This is a genomic window from Flavobacterium chungangensis (assembly GCF_042654045.1).
GTDB lineage: Bacteria > Bacteroidota > Bacteroidia > Flavobacteriales > Flavobacteriaceae > Flavobacterium > Flavobacterium chungangensis.
On the sequence record NZ_JBHSFY010000001.1, the window covers coordinates 246,017 to 268,565 of the forward strand.

At 31.6% G+C, this 22,549-nt stretch carries 21 protein-coding genes and 2 tRNA genes; 8 read left to right on the top strand and 15 right to left on the bottom strand.

Annotated elements, in window-relative coordinates; translation table 11 throughout:
• Window positions 1-45: 45 nt before the first annotated feature.
• From ACFO3N_RS01090 to ACFO3N_RS01130, 9 genes are all read right to left on the bottom strand, one after another.
• Window positions 46-1,680 (bottom strand): S41 family peptidase, encoded by a 1,635-nt coding sequence (locus ACFO3N_RS01090; protein WP_379794894.1) that lies wholly within the window; start codon window positions 1,678-1,680, stop codon window positions 46-48.
• Between the two features lie 82 nt (window positions 1,681-1,762).
• Window positions 1,763-3,415, bottom strand: coding sequence for a S41 family peptidase (locus ACFO3N_RS01095; RefSeq protein ID WP_379794895.1), 1,653 nt, complete (start codon window positions 3,413-3,415; stop codon window positions 1,763-1,765).
• A gap of 52 nt (window positions 3,416-3,467) precedes the next feature.
• Entirely contained in the window at window positions 3,468-4,757 is a 1,290-nt protein-coding gene (locus ACFO3N_RS01100) for an HlyD family secretion protein (protein ID WP_379794896.1), read from the bottom strand.
• Between the two features lie 2 nt (window positions 4,758-4,759).
• Window positions 4,760-6,952: a peptidase domain-containing ABC transporter gene (locus ACFO3N_RS01105; RefSeq protein WP_379794897.1), complete on the bottom strand. Its 2,193-nt coding sequence runs from the start codon at window positions 6,950-6,952 to the stop codon at window positions 4,760-4,762.
• A gap of 111 nt (window positions 6,953-7,063) precedes the next feature.
• On the bottom strand, window positions 7,064-8,152 hold the full coding sequence (locus ACFO3N_RS01110; RefSeq protein WP_379794898.1) for a DUF6625 family protein: 1,089 nt from the start codon (window positions 8,150-8,152) through the stop codon (window positions 7,064-7,066).
• 8 nt (window positions 8,153-8,160) lie between these two features.
• Window positions 8,161-9,723: a TlpA family protein disulfide reductase gene (locus ACFO3N_RS01115; RefSeq protein WP_379794899.1), complete on the bottom strand. Its 1,563-nt coding sequence runs from the start codon at window positions 9,721-9,723 to the stop codon at window positions 8,161-8,163.
• A 657-nt stretch (window positions 9,724-10,380) separates the two neighbouring features.
• Entirely contained in the window at window positions 10,381-10,572 is a 192-nt protein-coding gene (locus ACFO3N_RS01120; RefSeq protein WP_250834424.1) for a hypothetical protein, read from the bottom strand.
• Between the two features lie 258 nt (window positions 10,573-10,830).
• A complete protein-coding gene (locus ACFO3N_RS01125; RefSeq protein WP_379794900.1) occupies window positions 10,831-11,013 on the bottom strand; it encodes a hypothetical protein in 183 nt (60 codons plus the stop codon).
• A gap of 63 nt (window positions 11,014-11,076) precedes the next feature.
• The gene (locus ACFO3N_RS01130) at window positions 11,077-12,633 is read right to left on the bottom strand and encodes a vitamin K epoxide reductase family protein (RefSeq protein ID WP_250834426.1); all 1,557 of its coding nucleotides are present in this window, start codon (window positions 12,631-12,633) and stop codon (window positions 11,077-11,079) included.
• Window positions 12,634-13,210: 577 nt separating this feature from the next.
• On the opposite strand from ACFO3N_RS01130, the gene ACFO3N_RS01135 reads away from it, so the two are divergent.
• Genes ACFO3N_RS01135 through ACFO3N_RS01150 form a run of 4 tightly spaced genes read left to right on the top strand, consistent with a single transcriptional unit; the run spans window position 13,211 to window position 13,928 of the window.
• Complete coding sequence (locus ACFO3N_RS01135; protein WP_379794901.1) at window positions 13,211-13,351, top strand: hypothetical protein; 141 nt, start codon at window positions 13,211-13,213, stop codon at window positions 13,349-13,351.
• Between the two features lie 46 nt (window positions 13,352-13,397).
• The gene (locus ACFO3N_RS01140) at window positions 13,398-13,544 is read left to right on the top strand and encodes a TIGR04149 family rSAM-modified RiPP (protein ID WP_379794902.1); all 147 of its coding nucleotides are present in this window, start codon (window positions 13,398-13,400) and stop codon (window positions 13,542-13,544) included.
• 48 nt (window positions 13,545-13,592) lie between these two features.
• A complete protein-coding gene (locus ACFO3N_RS01145) occupies window positions 13,593-13,739 on the top strand; it encodes an rSAM-modified peptide (RefSeq protein ID WP_379794903.1) in 147 nt (48 codons plus the stop codon).
• 45 nt (window positions 13,740-13,784) lie between these two features.
• A complete protein-coding gene (locus ACFO3N_RS01150) occupies window positions 13,785-13,928 on the top strand; it encodes an rSAM-modified peptide (protein ID WP_379794904.1) in 144 nt (47 codons plus the stop codon).
• A gap of 19 nt (window positions 13,929-13,947) precedes the next feature.
• Here ACFO3N_RS01150 and ACFO3N_RS01155 read toward each other — a convergent pair whose 3' ends face one another.
• Window positions 13,948-15,723 (bottom strand): helix-turn-helix domain-containing protein, encoded by a 1,776-nt coding sequence (locus tag ACFO3N_RS01155; protein ID WP_379794905.1) that lies wholly within the window; start codon window positions 15,721-15,723, stop codon window positions 13,948-13,950.
• Between the two features lie 165 nt (window positions 15,724-15,888).
• On the opposite strand from ACFO3N_RS01155, the gene ACFO3N_RS01160 reads away from it, so the two are divergent.
• The 4 genes from ACFO3N_RS01160 to ACFO3N_RS01175 all read left to right on the top strand — a co-directional run bounded on the left by ACFO3N_RS01160 (window position 15,889) and on the right by ACFO3N_RS01175 (window position 19,392).
• Window positions 15,889-17,067: an acyl-CoA dehydrogenase family protein gene (locus ACFO3N_RS01160; RefSeq protein WP_248729059.1), complete on the top strand. Its 1,179-nt coding sequence runs from the start codon at window positions 15,889-15,891 to the stop codon at window positions 17,065-17,067.
• A 90-nt stretch (window positions 17,068-17,157) separates the two neighbouring features.
• Window positions 17,158-17,940, top strand: a complete 783-nt coding sequence (locus ACFO3N_RS01165; RefSeq protein ID WP_248729058.1) for a DUF3050 domain-containing protein — start codon at window positions 17,158-17,160, stop codon at window positions 17,938-17,940.
• Between the two features lie 67 nt (window positions 17,941-18,007).
• Window positions 18,008-18,757, top strand: a complete 750-nt coding sequence (locus tag ACFO3N_RS01170) for an SGNH/GDSL hydrolase family protein (protein WP_379794906.1) — start codon at window positions 18,008-18,010, stop codon at window positions 18,755-18,757.
• Between the two features lie 251 nt (window positions 18,758-19,008).
• Window positions 19,009-19,392, top strand: a complete 384-nt coding sequence (locus tag ACFO3N_RS01175; RefSeq protein WP_379794907.1) for a helix-turn-helix domain-containing protein — start codon at window positions 19,009-19,011, stop codon at window positions 19,390-19,392.
• Between the two features lie 94 nt (window positions 19,393-19,486).
• Here the strand turns inward: ACFO3N_RS01175 and ACFO3N_RS01180 are convergent, their stop codons facing one another.
• From ACFO3N_RS01180 to ACFO3N_RS01200, 5 genes are all read right to left on the bottom strand, one after another.
• Window positions 19,487-19,990 carry a hypothetical protein gene (locus tag ACFO3N_RS01180; RefSeq protein ID WP_379794908.1) on the bottom strand — a complete coding sequence of 168 codons (504 nt, stop codon included), beginning with the start codon at window positions 19,988-19,990 and terminating at the stop codon, window positions 19,487-19,489.
• A gap of 252 nt (window positions 19,991-20,242) precedes the next feature.
• Window positions 20,243-20,330 (bottom strand) — tRNA-Ser (locus ACFO3N_RS01185).
• 6 nt (window positions 20,331-20,336) lie between these two features.
• The gene (locus ACFO3N_RS01190; protein ID WP_379794909.1) at window positions 20,337-21,341 is read right to left on the bottom strand and encodes a virulence RhuM family protein; all 1,005 of its coding nucleotides are present in this window, start codon (window positions 21,339-21,341) and stop codon (window positions 20,337-20,339) included.
• Window positions 21,342-21,504: 163 nt separating this feature from the next.
• Window positions 21,505-21,591, bottom strand: a tRNA-Ser gene (locus tag ACFO3N_RS01195).
• 61 nt (window positions 21,592-21,652) lie between these two features.
• Window positions 21,653-22,522, bottom strand: coding sequence for a LysR substrate-binding domain-containing protein (locus tag ACFO3N_RS01200; protein ID WP_379794910.1), 870 nt, complete (start codon window positions 22,520-22,522; stop codon window positions 21,653-21,655).
• Window positions 22,523-22,549: the final 27 nt, after the last annotated feature.

Consider the following 22,549-nt stretch of genomic DNA (forward strand, 5'->3'; position numbering starts at 1 on the left):
ACATCTTTGTCAAAATTTAAAACCTTGACAAAGATTTACAATTTATTATTTACCATCTTTAGCAAAAAGAATCGCTCGATCTAGAATTTCATCTTTTCCTTGCTGAATGCCTAAAATACTAGGCTTCACTTCAATATCCGGAACAATCCCTATACGTTGCACTTCTTTTTTGTTTGGATAAAAAACTCCGTAAGTTGTAAAGGAAGTCCAAAGGCCTTTTATAATTTGAAACCTATAGTTTCTTCCATCCGTGCCTGCAGTCTGACTACCAATTATAGTCGTTTTTGGAGCTACCATTAGTGTCATAGCAGTAAATTCTGAATGGCTTATCGATTTTTCGTTCACTAAAAGAATTACGTTTCCTTTAAAATAATCCGGATTAACTTTCCCGCAAGGCGTGTCTTCTTTTCTCCAAATATAACGCCCTGGCCAACTTAAATCAGCATCTATAGATTTTACAAAATTTTTCGGTTCTGGGTTTAGATATTCTGCAATTGCAAAATTAGTTCCTTGAGGATAGTTTCGAATGTCGAAAATAATAGCTTTAGCATTTTTAAACTTCTCCATCATAGTAGAAACGTCATCTGGAGTTAAGACAGCCAAATTAGCGTAACCAATATTATTTTCTATGAATTTATATTTCTCACTATTGTTCTCATAATTAATTTTTAAATCTTTATACTCATAATAATTAATTTCTTTTACTCCTATTTTGCCATCTCTCACAAATTCAATTTCTGAAACATTAGATTTTTGACTAAAAATTGGCCATTCTAAATGATTTAATTGCGCAGGATAATTCGATCCTTCGGCATATTTTAAATTTTCTTTTATGAGAACATCTATTGACCTTCCTTGTATTTTTGTGATAACGTCGCCTATTTTTATATCATTTATAGCAGACAAAGAATCATTTTTAAAACCGGTAACAATAGCTTTATTTCCAATAAATTTAAACTCGAAAGGAACCGAATTCCATCCAAAAATTTCGAATAATTTATTTGCTCCAAACAAAGCATGAGTATCATTTAATTTCGCACTCATTTCTTTGAGCAACAAATAAAAATCTACTTCTGAAACAGGATTAATTGTTCTTGGCAAAAGTTCGGTTAGAGCTAAATCCCAGTTTTGATCCATTTGATATTTGTATGGAAAAAAATATTCGACATAATTCCAGAAGCGAAACAAAGCTAAAAGTCGAAAGTTTTTATCTTTATCATCGAATAAATCGTATTCTACTTCATTTGTAAACTCAACACCACTCTCAACATAATATTGTTTTCCCTGAATTCTATTTTGCTCAATAAATTTTAGTTTTTGACAGAGACTCTTAGAGAACAGTACTGTATTTTGTGTCCAAGAAAGATCAAAATTTTTGTCAAAATAATCTATTTCTTCATTTGGAAGTTCTGCTTTATAAGCTTTAACCTTACCCAAAGAATTAATCCATTTTTCTATAACATTTGAAAACTGTATATCTGTTTTTGCCTCTTCTATTTTTGGCAAAACTTTAAAAAGCTGGTCGTCCCAATTAAAATTTCCTTTAGCAACATTTGGATGATAGTATTTTAAAAAGCCCCAAACTTTGCACGTTGCGGCTAATTTTTGAGTTTCCGTTATTGGTTTAGAAAAACAAAGTTGAAACAATAATACGAAAGTAATAAGTAATGTTCTTTTCATTTAAAAATTGCGATTCGGGTTCATTATAAAAAAATATCTTTGTCAAAGTTTAAAACTTTGACAAAGACTCTATTTAAATTTTCTATTTACCATTTTTAGCAAAAAGAACAGCTCTTTCCAAAACCTCATCTCTTCCTTGCTGAATTCCTAAAATAGATGGTTTTACTTCAATATTTGGAACAATCCCTATTCGCTGCGTTTCTTTTTTGTTTGGATAAAAAACTCCATAGCAGGTAAATGAAGAACCAAATCCTTTAATGATTTGAAATCTGTAATTTGCACCATCAGCTCCACCAGTCTGACTTCCGATAACTACACAATTAGGAACCGTTTGTAAACTCATTACAGTAAATTCAGCATGACTTACAGCTTTTTCATTTGTTATCACAATTACTTTTCCTTTGTAATGATCTGGATTGCTTTTCCCGCACTTCTGAATTTCTTTTCTCCAATAATAACGTCCAGGATAATTTACATCTGGATCAAGAAATCTGGCAAATTCTTTCTCTTCAGGATTAAGCCAATCTACAATTGGATACATAACCTCGTGTGGTCGATTTCTATTGTCAAAAATTATTGCATTTGTATTATTTAAGGCTGAAATTAAGGCCGGAACATCTGCTGGATCAAGTTCATTAAAATCAACATAACCGATATTGCCCTCTAAAATTTTCCATTTTTCTTTATCTGGAAACTGAATTTTTAAATCTTCATACTCATATCTATTAATAGACTTTATTGAAGTTTTTCCGTCTCGAATATACTCGATTTCAAATGAAGGTGTTTTGCCATTAAAAATTGCCCAATATGCATTCCTTAAAACAGATGGCTCGTTAGATCCTTCTACATATTTTCGGTTTTCATTCAAAATTTCTGCAATAGTCTTCCCTTCTACTTTTGTAATTACGTCGCCAATCTTAATGTCACTAACTTTTGCCAGAGAATCATTTTTCAATGCAACAACAATTGCTTTTTCATCAATGATAGTAACGTCTACAGGAATAAATTTATCGCCAAAATATTCAAACAATTGAGGCATACTAGTTGAGGCGTGAGTATCATTTAGCTTTACAGAGATCTCACGCATTGCCAAATTAAAATCCTTTTCAGATTCTGGCGTATAATATCTTGGCAGCATTTCATTTAATACTTTATCCCAATTTTCATCCATTTGATATTTATATGGAAAGAAATATTCGATGTAATTCCAATATCTAAAAAGGGTTAAAAGACGTAAATTTTTGTCCGTCCATTTAAAATCTGCATATTTTACTTCATTTTTAAATTGCAATGGAGGACCATTACTTCCGAATTCATAAGCAACATAATACTGTTTTTCCTGAATTCTATTTTCTTCAATAAATTTCAATTTTTTTGAAAGTGATTTCGAGAACAATTCTTTATTATTGCTCCATGACAAATCGAAATTTTTATCAAAATATTCTTTTTTTACAGCAGGTTTTAAAGATTCCTGTTTTTTAATTTCCCCCAAAGAATCAATCCAATTTTCAATTACAAGAGAAAATGCTTCAGAAGTCTTCGCCTCTTCTACTTTTGGCAGAATTTGAAATAATTGTTCATCCCAATTTTTACTTCCATCGGTAACATTTGAATGATAATATTTTAGGAAACCCCAGACTTTGCAGGTTGCAGCAAGCTTTTGAGTTTCGGTAATTGGTTTTGAAAAAGAAAATTGAAATAATAGTAAAAATGCAAAAAGTAATGTTTTTTTCATTTAAAATTTGTGATTTTGGTTAGTGGTTAGGTATTGTGGGATTGGTTAATTTTTAAACTTGTTCAAAAATGCTTTTAAACTGATACAGAATTCTCTCAATTAAGCGCAGATCTTCGGTTACAATCTCTGCATTTCCTTTCATTTCCTGTTGGAAAGTAATTTGTTTATTATATGAAGTTTTCAAACCGTTTGGAAGCGCAACATCTATAAGTAGATTTCCTTCTTTATCAGGCACTAGCGAAATATTTTTGATCTCTCCTTTCAGAACGCCAAATTCTCTATCAGGAAAATTTGCCAAACGAATATTGACCCTCTGACCTACTTTTATTTTTCCTGAATTTAAAGCTGGAGCTTTTACTTTTCCTATGAAACTGTTTTTTGCATCTGGAATAATCGAAAACACGTTATCGCCAACATTTATGGTCTGATTTTCATTCCAAACCTGCAAAAAGGTAACCTTTCCGCTAATTGACGATTTTAAGGCATATGCCAACTCCCAATCTCTTATCACTTTTTTCAATTGATAAAAGGACTGCGAAACACTACGATCAAGATTAACTTCTTCTTTAGTGCTATTTATTTGCAAATTCTGACTTGATTTTGTGTTGTCAATCAAAGAAGACCTCAATTGAGAAATCGAAGACAGCAGGCTTCGATAGTTCTTTTGCGCCTGAAGGAAATTCAATTTTTTAACTTCCATTTCCTGTGCAGAAATAATTCCTTTATTAAACAGCGTTTCAAAACGGGCTACTTCGTTTTTCTGAAGCTCCAATTCGCGTTCGTTAATTATTTTTTGCTGTTGCAGGATTTCCAACCTTTCTGTTATTTGGATTTTTTCGGACTGTTGCGCTCTACTTTCGATCTGAAATGGATGAAGATCTTTATTGAGTTCCTGTGCCTGATAATCTTTCTGGAATGCAGCATACGCACTTTCTACTTCACCGAATTGCGTATTTTTCAATTGCTCAAAAGGAAATTCTTTTTGCGAGTTGTTGATGTCGTATTTATCAACAATATCCTTTAGTCGAAAAATATCCTTGTAATTGGCTGTATTTTCAATAATAGCCAATGTGCTGTTTTTAGGAACCAGCATTTTATTTTTAACCAAAATAGCCTCAATACGTCCAGAAGATTTTGAAACTATTTTCTCTGGCGGAATATTAGTGGTAATTACAATTTCTGTTTTTACAACATCTGGATATTTGACAAACCAGGAAACAAAAAACAGCAAAACAATTATGGCAAATATTAAAACCGTACCCCATCGTATCATCCAATGTGGCACTTTGGTCAGGATATCCTGAACCTCTTCGCTTCTTAATTCAAATGTATCTTTGTTCATGATTAATTTCCTAATTGCAGCTGATTTCTAACCAATTCAAAATAACTACCCTTTTGTTCTACCAATTCCGAATGGCTTCCTATCTCTATGATTTTTCCTTTATCTAAAACCACAATCTGATCAGCATTCATAACAGTACTCAATCGATGCGCGATTACCACAACCGTTTTGTCTTTAAAAAAAATATCAAGTTTTTTCATGATTTCCTTTTCATTATTGGCATCTAAGGCTGAAGTCGCTTCATCAAAAAATAAAATTTCGGGATTTTTATAAACCGCCCTTGCAATAAGCAGACGCTGTTTCTGTCCTGTACTCATTCCTAACCCTTCAGAACCAACCTTAGTATTAAAATTTAGAGGCAGCTCACTGATATACTGTTTAATATTTGCCACATCTGCAGCATAAAGCAATCTTTCTTTATCGATTTTATCCACTCCAATAGCAATATTATTAGCAATGGTATCGCTAAAAATAAAACCTTCCTGCATTACGGCTCCAATATTAGCTCTCCATGCATGTTGCGAAATATTTTTAAGCTGAGAGTTTCCAATAAGCACTTCTCCTTTTTCAGGTTCGTAAAACTTGAGCAGGAGCTTCATTAAAGTCGTTTTACCACTTCCGCTAACACCCACTATTGCAGTTACTTTATTGCTCGGAATTACAAGACTTAAATTATCTAAAACAGGAATATCTGAACCTAAATATCGAAAAGAGAGGTTTTTAATTTCTATATCGACATCTTGCGGAACTTCACTTGTCTGGTTTACCTCCTGTTGGACTTCATCTTCTTTTTGATGGATTTCGGACAATCTGGCTAAAGATATTTTAGCATCCTGAAGCTCCCTAACAAATTCAATAAGCTGCGTAATTGGCCCATTTAAACTCCCAACAATCGAACTGATTGCTAGCATCATACCTAAAGTTATAGAACCATCAATCACTAGTTTTGCTGAAAGAAATACGATAAAAATATTCTTTAATTCATTAATAATTGAAGAACCAATTGTTTGGGTCTGCTCTAGAACCAATCCTTTTATCGAAACCCTAAAAAGTCTTGCTTGAACATACTCCCAGCCCCATCGTTTTTGCTTTTCGGCATTATGAAGCTTAATTTCCTGCATTCCGTTTATCAGCTCTATTACTTTACTCTGCTCATTCGAAATTTCTGCAAATCGTTTATAATCCAATGCTTCTCTTCTTTTCAAGAATAGAATTATCCAGCCAAAGTATAACACACTTCCTGCAAAAAACACTAAGAAAATCTGCAGATTATAATAGGCCAAAACAGCTCCCATTATAAACATATTAATTACAGAAAACAGAACATTGAGCGATGATGTGGTCAGAATCTTTTCGATACGGCGATGATCATTTATTCGCTGCATAATATCTCCTGTCATTCGCACATCAAAGAAGGAAATAGGCAGATTCATTAATTTAATAAAGAAATCTGAAATAAGAGAAATGTTGATTCGGGTTGATAAATGTAGTAGAATCCAGCTCCTAATAAGGTCCAAACCTGTTCTTCCAGCAAAAAGAAAAAGTTGGGCAAAAAGAACCAGATAAATAAAATTAAGATTCTGATTTTGGATTCCGACATCAACAATACTTTGAGTCAAGAAAGGGAAGATAAGCTGCAGTAAACTGCTTGCCAATAAACCGATACTCAACTGTATCAAAAATGATTTATAGCGAAGAATATAATGCGATAACAGTCCAAAACCTATTTCTCCACCTTCTTGTTTATCAAACTCAGACTGAAAAAAAACTGGTGTTGGTTCTAGCAACAGCGCAACACCTTCTTTGGTTTGATAGTCGGCATTATTGCCAATCCAGAATTTTAAAAAGTCTTCTTTATTATATTGAATTAATCCAAAAGCTGGATCAGAAATGTAATATGTCCCTTTTTTGATTTTATAAAGTACAACATAATGGTTTTGGTTCCAATGCAGCACACAAGGCAAGGGCACCTCTTCTAATCTCTCCAAGCTTAACTTTACCCCTAAAGTTCTAAAGCCTGTTTTTTCGGCAGCATCGCTTAAAAAAAGTAGATTACTTCCCTCACGAGTTGTCTCGCTTGCATCACGCAATTCCTGAATTTTGATTGTTTTTCCGTAATGCTTTGCAATTATTTTTAAACACGTTGGGCCACAATCTTTGTAATCTGCCTGTTTATAATGGGGAAATTTTTTCAATTGTCATTCAATTTTTTGTACAGCAATATAATCTAAAATACTTACAAAAAGTATAAAATTATTAGATGAGATCAAAATAGTTCTGTAAACTCTTCTGTCAAATATCTATAATCATTTTATACCTAAAATCTCTTTAGAAGCATTTCCTTCAATTTGTTTTTTTTCTAACCTTTTTACCTTTCTTGTTTTTTTATTATCAATGATTATAACTACCTCTGTTACATCATATACGTTTTTATTAAAAAATAACAATGTAGCTGTTTTTAAATTTTCAAGCCATCTTAAAAATGCCTCTTTTAAATTTAAAATGCTTAAATAAAATTGAAAGAATATCTTATAGAACTTAATTCTAGCGGAGTTCTCAGGATAAGAGGAAAAGTAATTCTTACCGATATAAAATTTTGAAGGTACTTTTTTCCAAAAAAAAGGCACAAAGTGTGGAAAATTCTTAAATGTGATTAAATGATACAATAGTATTTCGTACTGATCTTTAAAGCTGAGTGTACCATTATCCCAAAGCAAATTTCCTGGAACACCTTCAACAACAAAGAAATCAAAATAAGCTCTAATTTTTTCTTCCTGATTAAGTCTTTTTATCACATGAGTCATTGTTTCTATTTCCGATTCTAATTCAAAAATAGATTCTCCCGCCTGAAGCTCTGAAAACAAGTTGCCACATTCATCAAATACAAAGTTTCTTTCGTTTTGAAAAACAAACTTATAATCTTTACTTTCCTCGTATAATCTATTTACAAACTCATTATTTCTAAATAAAGTAAAAAACCCAGTAACATATTCATCTCGAACACATACTACATCAAAATTATCTAAAACCTCATCGGTCATAAATGTCCTTATATTTCCGAAGATTAAATCAATGTCTCCATGTCCCCAAAAATCATAATCCGTAATAAATTCTGAAAAAATCACTCCATATGCAGGTTTAAAATCACATAATTTATAAGGAGAATTCAATGAAACAGAAAAGCCCATTTTCTCACTTACTAATTTTTTCAATTCTAAAAAGGAGTATTCAATTACGATTATATTTTTTGGCAGTTCTTCATTAATTTTTATGTCTGTGAAAATTATAAAATCAACTGATGGATTGTACTTACATGATTCAATAAAAAATTTAAAATACCATGGAAATTTCCCATAGTAAGGATACAGCAAAGCTATTTTCTTGGAATTATCCATGCTCTAGTTTATTTAATAAGGGAAGCCGTTATTTTATCATAAAATTTTTGTTTCTCACTTGGATAACCTTCAACTAAAGTTATTTTTTTTGTTTTGTAATTATAAACAAAATAATGAGGCACATAATCGATAACTTCTTTCATTATTTTTTCATTTCTATAAACCTCGCTTGCAAAAAGATGATACCCAACTAAACTGTAATCGCTAATCATTTTCTTCCATAAATCGACACTTGCTTCATTATCAATAGTCACATAAATCGTTTTGATATCCTGTTTGTTTAAGAACAGATGCAATTCGTCATTATATTCAAATTGTTTGATACATGGAGAGCAATATGTTGCCCAAAAATCAATGAATAAATTTTGATTTGGATATTTTTCAGCAATTGCCTCCTCAAAGGATTTCTTTACATCAATACGGATATTTGAAATCGACAACCCAACAGCTGCGTCATACGAACTTAAACTTCCTATTGGAGAATTATTGTTCTCCTTTTGCTTTAGATCATCTTCAAAAAGAAGATTCTCTATTATTGTATTATAATTGCTTTCAGGGTATTTTTTTATAAAAGCCCTATAAACAGCTATTAAGTCTTTTTTATTTTTTACACAATTGAATCGTATTGACTCAAAAATACAACTTGCAATATATATTTCTTTGTATTGTTCGGGCTCTACAAAATCAATTACACCAAAATTTGATCTGCAACTTTTAAATAGCTCATCAAATTGATTCCAAAACCTGTTGACTTTTTTATTTGTCTTTTTGGCCTGTGCTTCCATATTCCAACCCGTCATATAGAGGTTTTGATCCAATATGGTACTATACAAACTATTTTCGCTAAATACAGAATATTTTGAATTATAAAACTCAACTAATTTTTGAGCTTCTTTAGTATCAAATGCTAATCCTAGTTTTTTTCTCGTTTCCTCGCTTCTTCCGTTTTCTGAATAATTACCCGCAAAAAAATTAATTCGGCCATCTATTTCAGCATTAACTGCTTTCAAACAGTTCGCACTAATTTTTTTCTCTTTGTGTAAAGCTTGGTAAAAATTAAATATTTTTTGTTTTTGAATATCTATATTTTTAATAACATCATCAGCATTTTTGTACTTTTTTAAAACCGTCAAAACATCAAAAACACTATCTGGACTTACTTTTAAATATGAATTATTTGTATAAAGGTTATTAAAAGCTGAATTATTCCCACTTATTTCAATTCTATCTTTCTTTTGTTCTATTATTATGGAATCTCCTTTCTCTACAAAAAAAGAAAAGCTTCCAAACATATATGGATCCTCATAAATGGTAACAAAGCCGTTAGAATCTAATTCTAATTCTTTTACAAATTGTCCATTTTCAACTTTTATATCGTCGCTATTTTTTTTATAAAAACTTTTAGGATAATTTCCAATTGGTTTTGCAACTTTAAGAAGTTTGCCATTTTGTTTATCAAAACCTTTGCCTAGAATAACTGCACTATTTTGCGAAAAAGTTTCCTGATTAAAAAATAGCACAAGAAGCAAAACTAGGAGTCTTTGTTGATATTTATAAATACTTATAATCATAATAATTTGAGGTAATTCTAGAGGCTTTATTGCTGGTTAAAAAAAGGTTTTATAAAGAGTAAGGAGTTGCCTCCTTACCCTACTCTGCAATTTAGCAACTTACATTGCAAGCAGAACAACATGCGCTCGCAGAAGAATACTCTCCTAGATAGCGACCATTGCAAGAGCAAGAAAATCCGCCATTAATACTTTTCATTTCAGCTTTGCTTAAAGCTTTACCAAATTTTTGTAAATTTTTCATAATTTAAAAATGTTATAGTTAAAAAATATTCTGCAGGAATAATTTTAAAATTTTATGATTTGCTCGCGATCAAATTTATAATTTTAAGATTAAACCTACTGTTATTATAAATATAACACTTTTAAACTTACATAATTGCAATATTAGAATTTTAACATAAAAAAACAGAGAAGATATGATCTTCTCTGTTTCGTATTTAAAAACAAATTTTTAGCAACACAATTTCTTTAGGACATGGTCGCGGTTACCCTAACCAAATAAAATTAACACAGCGACCAAATCCTAAGAATCTCAGTACCAATCATCAATACTGAGAATTTGCTCAATGTTCCACGATCGAGCGCCTATACATTCAAAAAAAACATGACTAAATTCTAAATAAGGCTATATCGTATTACTTTTAAAAAAGTTAAAAATCAACAACAAAGACGGCTTGTATCACAAATACCTGATGATGTATTTAGCGGACAAGTTTCGCCTAACGGTATTAAAATGCATCCTGCTTCCAAAGCATAAACCCAACAATCTGGAATTCCTCCTTTCATGGTCTTCTGTACACTTTTGTTAATGTACTGAGCACCTTCGAGTTTTAAAATCTTCTTTAACATAATTAATACCTTTTTATATAATAACAGCGCTTGATTGTTACTATCTAAACATTAAAATCAGCAAGCATAATATTTCTCGACAGCAGTATCATTGCAATTCAGTTCTTGTGAATACTCACTTCCTAAAATGCTTTTCTGCTCTTTTTTTGTCAGCTTTCTTGTTTCTTTGCTTTTTAAAATTTTTTCTAACATAACTGGTTATTTACATTTTTGAGTTTAAGCCTCAAATCCTTAATAACTTGATGCTTAATATTTTCCTTAACAGCTTCCAACATAACTATTTGGTATGCAGTTCCAATGTGCTGGCACCGTTCCAAATTCTGTACATCTTTTCGCTTTAAATCCATCTTCACAAATAGGAGCATGATCTCCGTTCATTGTTTTTAGCTCATTTGCAGTCAATTCTACCGCACCTTTCAATTTCAAAATATTCTTTAACATAACTGCAGGTTTTAAATCGGGGGATTAACATTTTCTATTTGAACAGTCGAAATTTCTGTTTTTTTATGCTGTCTTCTCTAAAACTTGAACTTCCTCAACAAAATCATTCAAGAAATATTTCAGTTCATTCAATTCATATTCATTTGGAAACAGCCTTTCATTGACAATTTTAATAGGTGTATAATTAAAATTGTTCATAGAGCACCAATCATATTGTTTCTGAATTTCCTGATTTATCATCATGCTTACAGAATCAACATTCCATTTTTTAAGCCATTTTTTATGAACCATCCTCTTGATATACCAATCTGAGATTGCTTCAACTGTTTTTCCTGGCGTTGTTCTATTAATTGTTAATAGTCTTTCTACAACTGCTTTATAAGGATTATCGTTGTTTTCGGGATTAATATTAAAAAGAACATTCAAAAATATTTTGTCTGGAAACTTCAATACTAAATCAAAAGCTTCTTGAAAAGTTTTATAGCAATGTCCACAACTTGGACTAAGAATTACAGAAAGTCTAACTCCTGCATTTTTGTTGCCAAAAGTCAAGCCTCTTAAATCTTCAAATCCTTTTGTATATTTTACTTTTTTAGACAAGAAATTTAATAGTGAATAATTTCTTTTAAATTTCTTAAGCTCTTTTAGAGAATTCTCATTATCAAGCATTTTTTTAATCATCACCTTAACTGTCGCCCAGATCGGAATTAAAAGCAGTAACGAAAATACATAAGGAAAAATGGCATTAAAACTAAAACTCAACGTAAAGAGATCTGACGAAAACCAAACTATACTTTGAACTAAGATTAAAAATGATATTGCTAAGCACATTATACACCATTTTTGAATCTCGAATTTCTGAATCCAGATAGAACAAACTATTATTGGAATAGCTAATAGACTTAAAAATCCAATAAAAATAGCCGAACTTAAAGGCTGAACTAATATGGCGATGATGCTTGATCCAAAGAAAAGCAATGGCAAATCTGAGAAACTCAACCATCTATTTGCAATATCATCATTGAAACTTATTACAGAGTGGCAAGAAGTATTTGAACTTAAATTACAGAATTTTGAAATTACGGTATTTTTAACTCCCCATTTCTCCTGTACAATAAATATGCTTACGACAAAACCTAATACCGATGTTACCAAAAAGGAAGCGCTAAACCAATCAAAACGATTAAAAAAGAAAGATAATCCGGCTACCAGCGCAAGAGGCAGAAAATATTTCAACCAGTTGTATTCTATTTTAAGATTGTCTCTTGCTACAACGTTGTTTGGTTCAATGGCTACAATTACACCATTCCAGTCTAAAAGGAATTTATCATATGATAATTTTTGAGTTCCTTTTTTTGTAGTTGTGATTCTTACGCCACTTTTAATTTTTTCTACCAGTATTAATTCATCTTTAAAATAAGCCAAAAAGTTTGAAGGCAAATCTTCAATCTGCTCTTTCGAAACTCTAACTGCTGCGTTCTCCACAGAAAGCAAATCAAACGAGTCTGTAATGGCAAACAAACTCGGATAATTTGGATGTGACAAAAACAGATCCTTAAACTCATTTTTGATATCTGAGTAGCGATTGATTTGCAGAAATTTTTGGACCAGTTTTAACATCGTTTTTGATCGTTTTTAAATCATAATTACACTGCAAAGATTGGAGATTTTATTGATAAAAATCGCATGAACACATACATTTTATTAATTATACCACATACAATTTATAAATTATACCAAGTATAGTACACGATTCAATCTATTGAATACTAGAGTTTTAACTGTTTGTTTCTTTATCAAAAAACGTAGAAAGCCCATTTTCGATTAACGGTTTTGCTTTTTATCTAGTTTTGGATAGGTAATAATCGAAACATTAAAAAACATGAAAAATAGATCCTTAAAAACAAGTGATTTTACAAGAAAAAAATCATAAGAGATAAAGCAAAAAATGACTTAAAAAAGTTAAAAACTGCTTCTCGAAAACAATAAAAAACTCCCTAAAAAAGCATAGAAATATAATTTAAAAAAAACAGAATTAACTCACAAATAAGCCTCTTTTTCTACAGCTTTTTAAACCAAAAAAAAAACTTTATATAATCAATTTTATGTGGTTTTCATCGCATATGATAAGACTGCTAAAAATTACATATGAAAGATTTATAGTACTAATTTTTTAAACACCATAAATATAAAAGTCATGAAAAACTCAAAATTAACATTCAGCGATTTTCAAATAGATAAACTTACTAAAGAAGAACAAAAAATAATTAGAGGGGGAAATATAGACCCCACTGATCAAAACGAGCCTAAAAAAACTGGCGGAAACGGGAATCCATAAACAATAGAAAAAAACTCTTTAAAAACTAATCCAAAAAAATAAAGTCATGAAAAATAGCAAATTAACATTCGGAAATTTTCAATTAGAAGCAATCTCTAGAAAAGAGCTAAAAACAATTAAAGGAGGCGATGATCCAATTGATCCAAATAATCAAAACGAGCCTAAAAAAACTGGCGGAAACGGGAATCCATAAACAATAGAAAAAAAACTCTTTAAAAACTAATCCAAAAAAAATAAGGTCATGAAAGACAGCAAATTAACATTCAAAAATTTTCAATTAGAAGCAATCTCTAAAAAAGGGCTAAAAACAATTAAAGGAGGCGATGATCCAATTGATCCAAATAATCAAAACGAGCCTAAAAAAACTGGCGGAAACGGGAATCCATAAACAATAGAAAAAACTCTTTTAAAAACTAATCCAAAAAATAAAGTCATGAAAAATAACAAATTAACATTCGAAAATTTTCAATTAGAAACGATCTCTAGAAAAGAGCAAAAAACAATTAAAGGAGGAGGTGACGATCCAACTATTGATCCAAATGAGCCTAAGAAAACTGGCGGAAACGGAAACAATTAAAAAGTTATATCTTATGAAATTAAATATTATTCGCAAACTGAGCTGGAGACACTCCAGTTCTTTTGCGAAATGATTTTGCAAAAGATACGGCATTTTTAAAACCAACACTTTCTGCAATTGCCTGTGTCGAATATTTTCGATACAAATGGTTTGTAATCATCTGATTGATAACATAGTTAATTTTCAACTCGTTAGAATATTCACTAAATGATTTTCCAAATCTTTTATTCACTACATAAGACAAATAAGTGGTATTGGTCTTTATTTTTTTTGCAGCATACGAAAGCGTAAAATCGGCATTTAAGTATTCTAGCTTTTCTTCCAAAAGCAATAGTTTTTCTACTATTTTATTTTCTTTGGCTTCGTCGATACTCAGATTAGCATTTTCTTTTTTCAAAGCAACATCCTCTATTTCTGGAACTTCTGTTACCATTGCTTCAATTGCAAATTGTTCAGTTTCTGTTTTTTCAAGTCCTTTCCTTTCCAGATTAGCTTTGAACTCTTCAATTAAAGCGTTCATCTTCTTTTGCGCTTTATTTTTATCCCTAATATTTTTTATGAGAAAAAATACAATTCCAATTACGAGAATAACATAAAATATTTTCAATGCTTTGTTCCAAAACACTTCATATTTATACTTTTCCTGAACACTAAGCATTTCTCCGCTAAGATCTGCCGTACCCAATTTATAGTTAACCTCTAATGCTTCATCTCTTAGATTCCCTTCATATTTTTCATAAGAATCCAAGTATAGTTTAGAGTGCTTGTAGGCCAGCTCAGGTTCATTTTTAATACTGTAAATCTTAGCCTGTATATAATTAGACCTAAAAAAACTAATGTCGACCTTTTTATTTTTTTGACTAATAGAATCTACCTTTTTTAAAAATATGAGTGCTCTATCATATTTTTTAATCGAATAATAAAGGTCTCCTAAATTAAAACAAGCAACTTGATATAGAGATTCATTATCGACTTGTTTTGCATAAAAAGAGATATCGTAATAAATTTTTTCGGCATTGGTAAAGTCCTTTTTAAACACATAAATATTACCCAAACTAAGTTTTGCAGTAGTCTTGTTATCAATAAATTTATCCGAATAGGCTACACTTTTTTTATAATAATATTCAGCAGAATCTAATAAATAGCTTTTTTGACGATTTTTAGAATAATATCCTTCGTAAGAATTTCCGAGATTGGTATACGTGTTACTTTTAGAATTTTGAAACTGATCTTTTTCGTACAGACTCTCATTCTTGTCTAAGAATGCTTCATTTTGTTTTAAGATTTTTATAGATAACTGATAGTTGCCAACACTTTCATTAAGCAAAGCAATATTGGCTTTGAATTTCACAATTTGAACAACATCATTTATTTTAGAAGAAAGCTTAACTCCTTCTTGATAACTGCCTAGAGCCTTACCATAATTAGATCTTTTCCAATAAGTAAGACCTCTGTAGTTGCATAGATAGGCTTGAAGTTTTGTTTTTTCGGTTGACTCAGGAATCTTATTTAAGTACTTTATCGCTTCTGAATACATTTTTTCAGACTTATCAGCATTTCCTTTTAACTGATACAAATATGAACCTGCCCCACAAGCAAAAGCTTTGTGGATGTCGTTTTTAGACTTAAGCATCTGATTCACATAACTTAAGCCTTCATCATTATCTCCATTAACACTAAAGCGGATTTTATCCTGTAATTCTAAGTACTTTTCTTCTGTAAGCTCTCCCTTGGTTTGAGCCGTTCCACTGAAAAGTGTTAGTAATAAAAAGAAAAAAGAGATGATCAGCCTCATTAAGTTTGTTTTTGGAATTCAAAAATAGTCTATAAATTATCAATAAACTACAATTTATTTGCCAAATTCCTATTAATTTTATTTTTACCATAAAAAAATATAACAATTTTATATCTATTTGTTATATTTTTATTATGTAAATTTGCTTTGCTAAAATTTTATAACATGAAACCAGACCTATTTCAATCTCCAGATTACTATAACTTAGACGATTTGCTAACAGACGAACACAAATTAGTTCGCGAATCTGCACGTGCGTGGGTTAAAAGAGAAGTTTCTCCTATAATAGAAGAATATGCTCAAAAAGCTGAATTTCCTAAACAAATTATAAAAGGTCTTGGCGAAATTGGTGGTTTCGGTCCTTATATTCCTGTAGAATATGGAGGCGCAGGACTAGATCAAATTTCTTATGGTTTGATTATGCAGGAAATTGAAAGAGGCGATTCTGGCGTAAGATCTACCTCATCTGTACAATCTTCTTTGGTCATGTACCCTATTTGGAAATACGGAAATGAAGAACAAAGAATGAAATACCTGCCAAAACTAGCTACAGGAGAATTTATTGGCTGTTTTGGTTTAACAGAACCCGATCATGGTTCAGATCCAGGAAGCATGATTACCAATTTTAAAGATATGGGTGATCATTATCTTTTAAATGGTGCCAAAATGTGGATCTCAAATGCTCCGTTTGCAGATATTGCTATTGTTTGGGCTAAAAATGAAGAAGGCCGTATTCACGGATTAATAGTAGAACGTGGTATGGAAGGTTTTTCGACTCCAGAAACGCACAATAAATGGTCGCTTCGTGCATCTGCAACAGGTGAGCTTATTTTTGATAACGTAAAAGTTCCAAAAGAAAACCTTTTACCAAATAAGTCTGGTTTGGGCGCACCGCTTGGCTGTTTAGATTCTGCTCGTTACGGAATCGCATGGGGAGCAATTGGCGCAGCAATGGACTGCTATGATACTGCTTTAAGATATGCAAAAGAGAGAATCCAGTTTGGAAAACCAATTGGAGGAACTCAATTACAGCAAAAAAAATTGGCCGAAATGATTACCGAAATAACAAAAGCGCAATTATTAACTTGGCGTTTAGGTGTTTTAAGAAACGAAGGAAAAGCTACGACTGCGCAGATTTCTATGGCAAAACGAAACAACGTAAACATGGCGATTACGATTGCTCGCGAAGCAAGACAAATGCTTGGAGGTATGGGAATCACAGGCGAATACTCCATTATGCGCCACATGATGAACCTTGAAAGTGTGATTACGTACGAAGGAACTCATGATATACATTTATTAATAACTGGAATGGATGTAACTGGAATCCCTGCGTTTAAATAATTGATAATTATTAAAATATATACAAAATCAATCTTAAAAAGCTTCTTCTAAAAGAGAAGCTTTTTATCTTTGCATTAAAATTTTTTTAAAATGAATATCGAAACGATAAACAAAAGCATACAAACACAAAAAGACCAACTATTACATCATTCTTTATACAATAAGATTCAAAACATAGATGACTTACACAGCTTTCTAGAAACACACGTTTATGCTGTCTGGGATTTTATGTCACTTTTAAAAGCATTGCAGGCCAAACTTACTTGCACAACAACACCTTGGTTTGCAACTAAAAACCCAGAAACTCGTTATTTAATTAACGAAATTGTTCTTGCAGAAGAAACCGATTTGACAATTGACGGAAGAAGACAAAGCCACTACGAAATGTATCTAGAAGCAATGGAAGCTTGTGGAGCCAATACAACCGGAGTTTTAAGCTTTTTATCAGAAGTGCATTCGCTTCAAAATATATTTGTTGCCATCAAACAAAGTTCATTACATCCAAATGTAAAATCTTTCCTTGATTTTACTTTTAGAGTTATCGAAGAAGGAAAACCGCACGAAATTGCCGCTGCATTTACTTTTGGAAGAGAAGATTTGATTCCGAGTATGTTTACTCAGATTTTGAAAAATTTCCAGAAAAACCTTCCCGATACAGATCTAACAAAATTGCTATACTATTTTGAAAGACATATCGAATTGGATGCCGACGAGCATGGACCAATGGCTATGCAAATGATTACAGAACTATGTGAAGAAGATGCTCAAAAATGGAAAGAGGTTGAAGAAGTTTCAATTCTTGCCCTAGAAAGACGTATCGCACTTTGGAACGCCATCGAAGAAGAAATCGTGATGAAAACCGAAATGGTTTAAAAATCCAAACCCACATATTTAACGTAACTATTTGTTTAAAGCGACTAGAATCTAATTGGAACAAATTATGAAACCACATTTTAAACAAATAGTTATTATTATACTTTCAGTATTTCTTTTGAGCTGCAGTTCAGACGAAACTACTCCCACAACTTCTCCACCAGTTGTAACTCCACCCAAAACCACAGAACCACCAATTGCCAGCAAAGTAAATTATTTAGCTTTAGGCGACAGTTATACCATTGGTCAAAGCGTGTGTGCTACATGCCGTTTTCCGGAGCAATTAAAGGCAAGTTTAAACGCCATGTACTCTAGTAGCATTTCTCTTAAAATAATCGCTACAACAGGCTGGACAACATCCAATTTAATTTCGGCCATTGATTCTCAAAATCCAGAACCTAATTATGATCTCGTAACGCTCCTTATTGGTGTTAACAATCAATTTCAGCATAGAAGCTTTTCTATTTACGAAAAAGAATTCCCAGAATTAGTCAGCAAAGCCATTATGCTAGCCAAAGGCGACAGAAAAAATGTTGTCGTAATTTCTATTCCAGACTACGCGTATACTCCATACGGACAAGCTCTTGCAGGAAATCAAAGCAGCACCATTTCAACAGAAATTAACCAATACAATGCTTTTGCAGAGAAATATTGCAACACCAATCAAATTGCCTTTGTATCGATTACAGAAATCACGCGCGAAGGACTTAACAATCCTATTTTGGTTGCTTCAGATGGTTTGCACCCTTCAGAAGCCGCTTATAGAATGTTTGTCGATAAGATGATGCCGAAGGTTAAAATAGCACTACAAGATTAAGATTTTTTATTTTTAGAAGCAGAAAGACTCATTTTCAAAATCACGTTTAGTCCCGTCCAGATAGCTATCGGGACTGTATCTTTTGTGTTGAACCCCAACACAAAAGGATATCGCTTCTATCGGGGCTAGATTAGACGTTTTGTTTTTGTAAATTTGCTTTTTGAGAATAATTATAAACCGTATCTTACAAAAAAAGCCTGTTTTTTACTGAAATCTATTTTTCTCTAAAAAATTTTAAATACCTTTGAAGTATGAGCACAACAACAAAACCAAGTCATATAGGACGCAAAATCAGCCGAATTCGTGAGCTGAAAGATATGAAACAAGAAGCTTTGGCACAAGCTTTAGGAATGAGTCAACAAAGTGTTTCTGCTATGGAAAACAGCGAAACTATAGACGACGAAAAACTTAAAGAAGTAGCAAAAGTACTTGGAATGACCGTTGAAGCCATTAAAAACTTTTCGGAAGAAGCCGTTATTAATTACTTTAATAATATTTACGATAATGGTGTTTTTAATACTGGTAATTATTGCAATTTTAACCCTTTAGATAAAGTTGTTGAGCTTTATGAGCGTTTGGTTCAGGCTGAAAAGGATAAAAATGAGTATTTGGAGAAGTTGTTAAAAGAAAAGTAAAGCCTTTTATAAATATAGTTATAGAAAAGAGAGCTATTAAGCTCTCTTTTTTTGTTTTATCAAATATTATAAACTGTAACTATAGAGGTCAATTTTATTCTGTCTGACCTTTAATATAAATGTAATCAAGCTTCCCAGAACCATTATCAAAAAAATTAATCTCTTTAATGTTCTGAATGTCTTTCCATCTAATAACATTAAAAGGACTATTAAAGTCAGGGTCTGAAACTTTTAAACCTAATAATTCAATTTTTTCAGCTTTTGTGTCAAATTCAGACACATTGTAAATCGTTATCCAATCTGCTTTATCATTAATAAATACAACTTCATATTTCCCTGATTTGTAAGTCAATCTATCACAAGCTCTATTTACACATGGTGTATTGGATGGTTTTATTTTTTCCGTATTTTCTGCCTTGCCCAAAACTTTTTCAACCGTTGTTCTATCTTTTCCTACTATACTTAAAATATTTACGATTAATTCTTTTTTGGATGTTTCCAAATCTTTCTTAGAAACATCTTCAACTTGATATTTCTTTTGATCATTACACGCTGAAATTATAAATAGCAATATTAAAACTGAGATTGATTTTTTCATTCTATTTTAATTTATGATTAATATTATCAAAATTACATTAACTATAACTTGCTATTTTACGGATTACCATAATGAATAAAATCCTGTACAAAAACTTGTTTATGGAAACATAAAAAGTAACTTCTGAAAATTTTCAACATCAAAAACTAATGCTATAAAAAATTCTTCAAGAGGATAAGTCACTAAACATATTAATAAAAAACCCCGAAATACAGATTTCGGGGTTTGGTATTATTTTAAATTAAAATCTTGCAGAAAGGAAGGGATTCGAACCCTCGATACAGTTACCCATATACAAACTTTCCAGGCTAGCTCCGTCAACCACTCGAAAATCTCTTCTAAATTATTAGTTAGATTTCTTTGTAAGTTTATCTTCCAATTGTTTCAACTCTTCTAAATCCTGTTCATCTGCCTTTTGGGCATCAAGTTGTTTACGCTGCTTATTAAATTCTTCATAAATCGCATCAACTTTTTCTTCCATTTGTAAATGCGTCACTTTTCCTTTATGAGTTAAAACTTCTTTGTCATTAAACTCTATAATTCGATCAACATTTGTTTTCCAAAAATTCATTGTAATATCTTGTGCATTCTTTGCTCGTAATTCTGCCGTTTCAAGAAACACTACTACAAATCGATTTAGCAAATCAATCTCATCACTAGTAAGATAATTTTTTGCTATATAAATATCCTGTTTTCGCACAATACCACCTTTCCAACTTGTAAGTGCCATATTTGGAACATCTGCATTGGCACGAGAAACAATTAATTCTGCGGCTGTTTTTCCTGTAATAGCGTAAAGCAATTTATTTTGCGTATCTGCAAAAAACATTTGAGTAGCTTTGTCTGTAGCATCATAATCGCTACTCAAAGCAAAAAGATCTCGAACTTTTTGATAGAATCTTTTTTCAGAAGCACGAATATCCCTAATTCGTTCGAGTAATTCATCAAAATAATCTGTTCTTCCGCTTGGGTTTTTAAGACGTTCGTCATCCATTACAAACCCCTTAATCATATATTCTTGCAGGTTTTGATTTGCCCATTGTCTAAACTGTGTACCTCTTATACTTCGCACTCTAAAACCAATTGCCAAAATCATAGGTAAAGAATAAAATACAACATTATATTTTTTGCCATCAGAGGCAGTTGTCAAGTAATCCTTGACAACTGAATTTTCATCTAACTCGTTCTCTTTTAAGATATTTAGAATATGCAGACTGATATTTTGCTTAGAGGTGTCAAAAAGTTCTGCCAATTGGTTTTGGCTCATCCAAACATCACCATCTTTTGCAAAAAGAGCTACATTAGATTTTCCATCAACGGTGTTATAAAAAATAAATTCCTGCTTTTCCATCTTAAAAGGACGTTTAATATATTGAGTTGCAAAAAAACAATTGTACTACCAATTAATCCTATTCTAGTTACTCTAAATGTACATTGCGCAATTCTAGAAAGTTAATAAAAAAACCTCGAAATATACATTTCGAGGTTTGGTATTATTTTTAATTAAAAACTCGCAGAAAGGAAGGGATTCGAACCCTCGATACAGTTACCCATATACTAGCTTTCCAGGCTAGCTCCTTAAACCACTCGGACACCTTTCTAATTTGGTCTGCAAATAACACAAAAAAAACTGACTTTACAAAGGTAAAACGTAAGTTCCTTTTATATGCTTTTTTTAAATTCTTCCATAAATAGTTTTACGGCTTTTTTCTGATAGCCTCCCATTGTCAGCATGTAGGAATCTCTTTTTGTAGAAACTCCTGTAATTTGAATGGCTTGCAAACTATCCCAATCTTTTAAAGCCATTTCAGCTACAATTGTGGCCCAATCGCTATTTTCGACCATTTGCAATAATGCGTGAATAGACTGGAGCTCTATCGAAATTTTTGGTTTCATATTAAACTTTTTAAACAATTCTTCGACATATTCTCGCGAATTGGATCCTTTCCCTGGCAATATCAGCGGAATCTCTTCTATTTTCTTAAAAGCAATTTTGTCCAAATTGGCTAAAGCATGATTTTTAGAAACCACCATAACCATATTTGAAGTAAACAAAGGTACTTTCTGAATCGGCATTTCAATTTCGTGTGACGAAATAACGAATACTAAATCCAATTCGTTATCAATTAACTTCTGTTCTAAAACCTCGGTAGTTCCATATTCAACAATAATTTTGAGATTTTGGTATTTCTTAGCAAATGCATTGACAACAGGTAAAATCAATAACCCAAAAATATACGTCACACCAATACGCAATTCGCCGCCAATCATTTCGTTTAAATCTTCAATGGCCTGTTTTCCGTTTTCTACATTCTCTACTACTTTTTTAGCATGAATTAAAAAAACCGAACCTGCTTCTGTCAATTGCACTTTTTTACCAATTCGCTTAAACAAAGGCAAACCAAGTTCTTCTTCGAGTTTTTTAATTTGTTGCGAAAGTCCCGATTGGGTTACAAAACACAATTCTGCCGCTTTGGTAAAGTGCAAAACCTCAGCTGTTTTAATAAAATATTGCAGTTGATAAATCTCCATATTGATAAGTTTTACTACTTATTATCA

Coding starts and splice junctions, on each gene's coding strand:
- ACFO3N_RS01180 (WP_379794908.1), bottom strand. CDS start 19,990: ATGAAAAAATCAATCTCAGTTTTAATATTGCTATTTATAATTTCAGCG.
- ACFO3N_RS01150 (WP_379794904.1), top strand. CDS start 13,785: ATGAAAAATAACAAATTAACATTCGAAAATTTTCAATTAGAAACGATC.
- ACFO3N_RS01115 (WP_379794899.1), bottom strand. CDS start 9,723: ATGATTATAAGTATTTATAAATATCAACAAAGACTCCTAGTTTTGCTT.
- ACFO3N_RS01120 (WP_250834424.1), bottom strand. CDS start 10,572: ATGTTAAAGAAGATTTTAAAACTCGAAGGTGCTCAGTACATTAACAAA.
- ACFO3N_RS01145 (WP_379794903.1), top strand. CDS start 13,593: ATGAAAGACAGCAAATTAACATTCAAAAATTTTCAATTAGAAGCAATC.
- ACFO3N_RS01170 (WP_379794906.1), top strand. CDS start 18,008: ATGAAACCACATTTTAAACAAATAGTTATTATTATACTTTCAGTATTT.
- ACFO3N_RS01165 (WP_248729058.1), top strand. CDS start 17,158: ATGAATATCGAAACGATAAACAAAAGCATACAAACACAAAAAGACCAA.
- ACFO3N_RS01135 (WP_379794901.1), top strand. CDS start 13,211: ATGAAAAACTCAAAATTAACATTCAGCGATTTTCAAATAGATAAACTT.
- ACFO3N_RS01160 (WP_248729059.1), top strand. CDS start 15,889: ATGAAACCAGACCTATTTCAATCTCCAGATTACTATAACTTAGACGAT.
- ACFO3N_RS01125 (WP_379794900.1), bottom strand. CDS start 11,013: ATGTTAAAGAATATTTTGAAATTGAAAGGTGCGGTAGAATTGACTGCA.
- ACFO3N_RS01095 (WP_379794895.1), bottom strand. CDS start 3,415: ATGAAAAAAACATTACTTTTTGCATTTTTACTATTATTTCAATTTTCT.
- ACFO3N_RS01155 (WP_379794905.1), bottom strand. CDS start 15,723: ATGAGGCTGATCATCTCTTTTTTCTTTTTATTACTAACACTTTTCAGT.
- ACFO3N_RS01140 (WP_379794902.1), top strand. CDS start 13,398: ATGAAAAATAGCAAATTAACATTCGGAAATTTTCAATTAGAAGCAATC.
- ACFO3N_RS01090 (WP_379794894.1), bottom strand. CDS start 1,680: ATGAAAAGAACATTACTTATTACTTTCGTATTATTGTTTCAACTTTGT.
- ACFO3N_RS01110 (WP_379794898.1), bottom strand. CDS start 8,152: ATGGATAATTCCAAGAAAATAGCTTTGCTGTATCCTTACTATGGGAAA.
- ACFO3N_RS01130 (WP_250834426.1), bottom strand. CDS start 12,633: ATGTTAAAACTGGTCCAAAAATTTCTGCAAATCAATCGCTACTCAGAT.
- ACFO3N_RS01190 (WP_379794909.1), bottom strand. CDS start 21,341: ATGGAAAAGCAGGAATTTATTTTTTATAACACCGTTGATGGAAAATCT.
- ACFO3N_RS01100 (WP_379794896.1), bottom strand. CDS start 4,757: ATGAACAAAGATACATTTGAATTAAGAAGCGAAGAGGTTCAGGATATC.
- ACFO3N_RS01175 (WP_379794907.1), top strand. CDS start 19,009: ATGAGCACAACAACAAAACCAAGTCATATAGGACGCAAAATCAGCCGA.
- ACFO3N_RS01200 (WP_379794910.1), bottom strand. CDS start 22,522: ATGGAGATTTATCAACTGCAATATTTTATTAAAACAGCTGAGGTTTTG.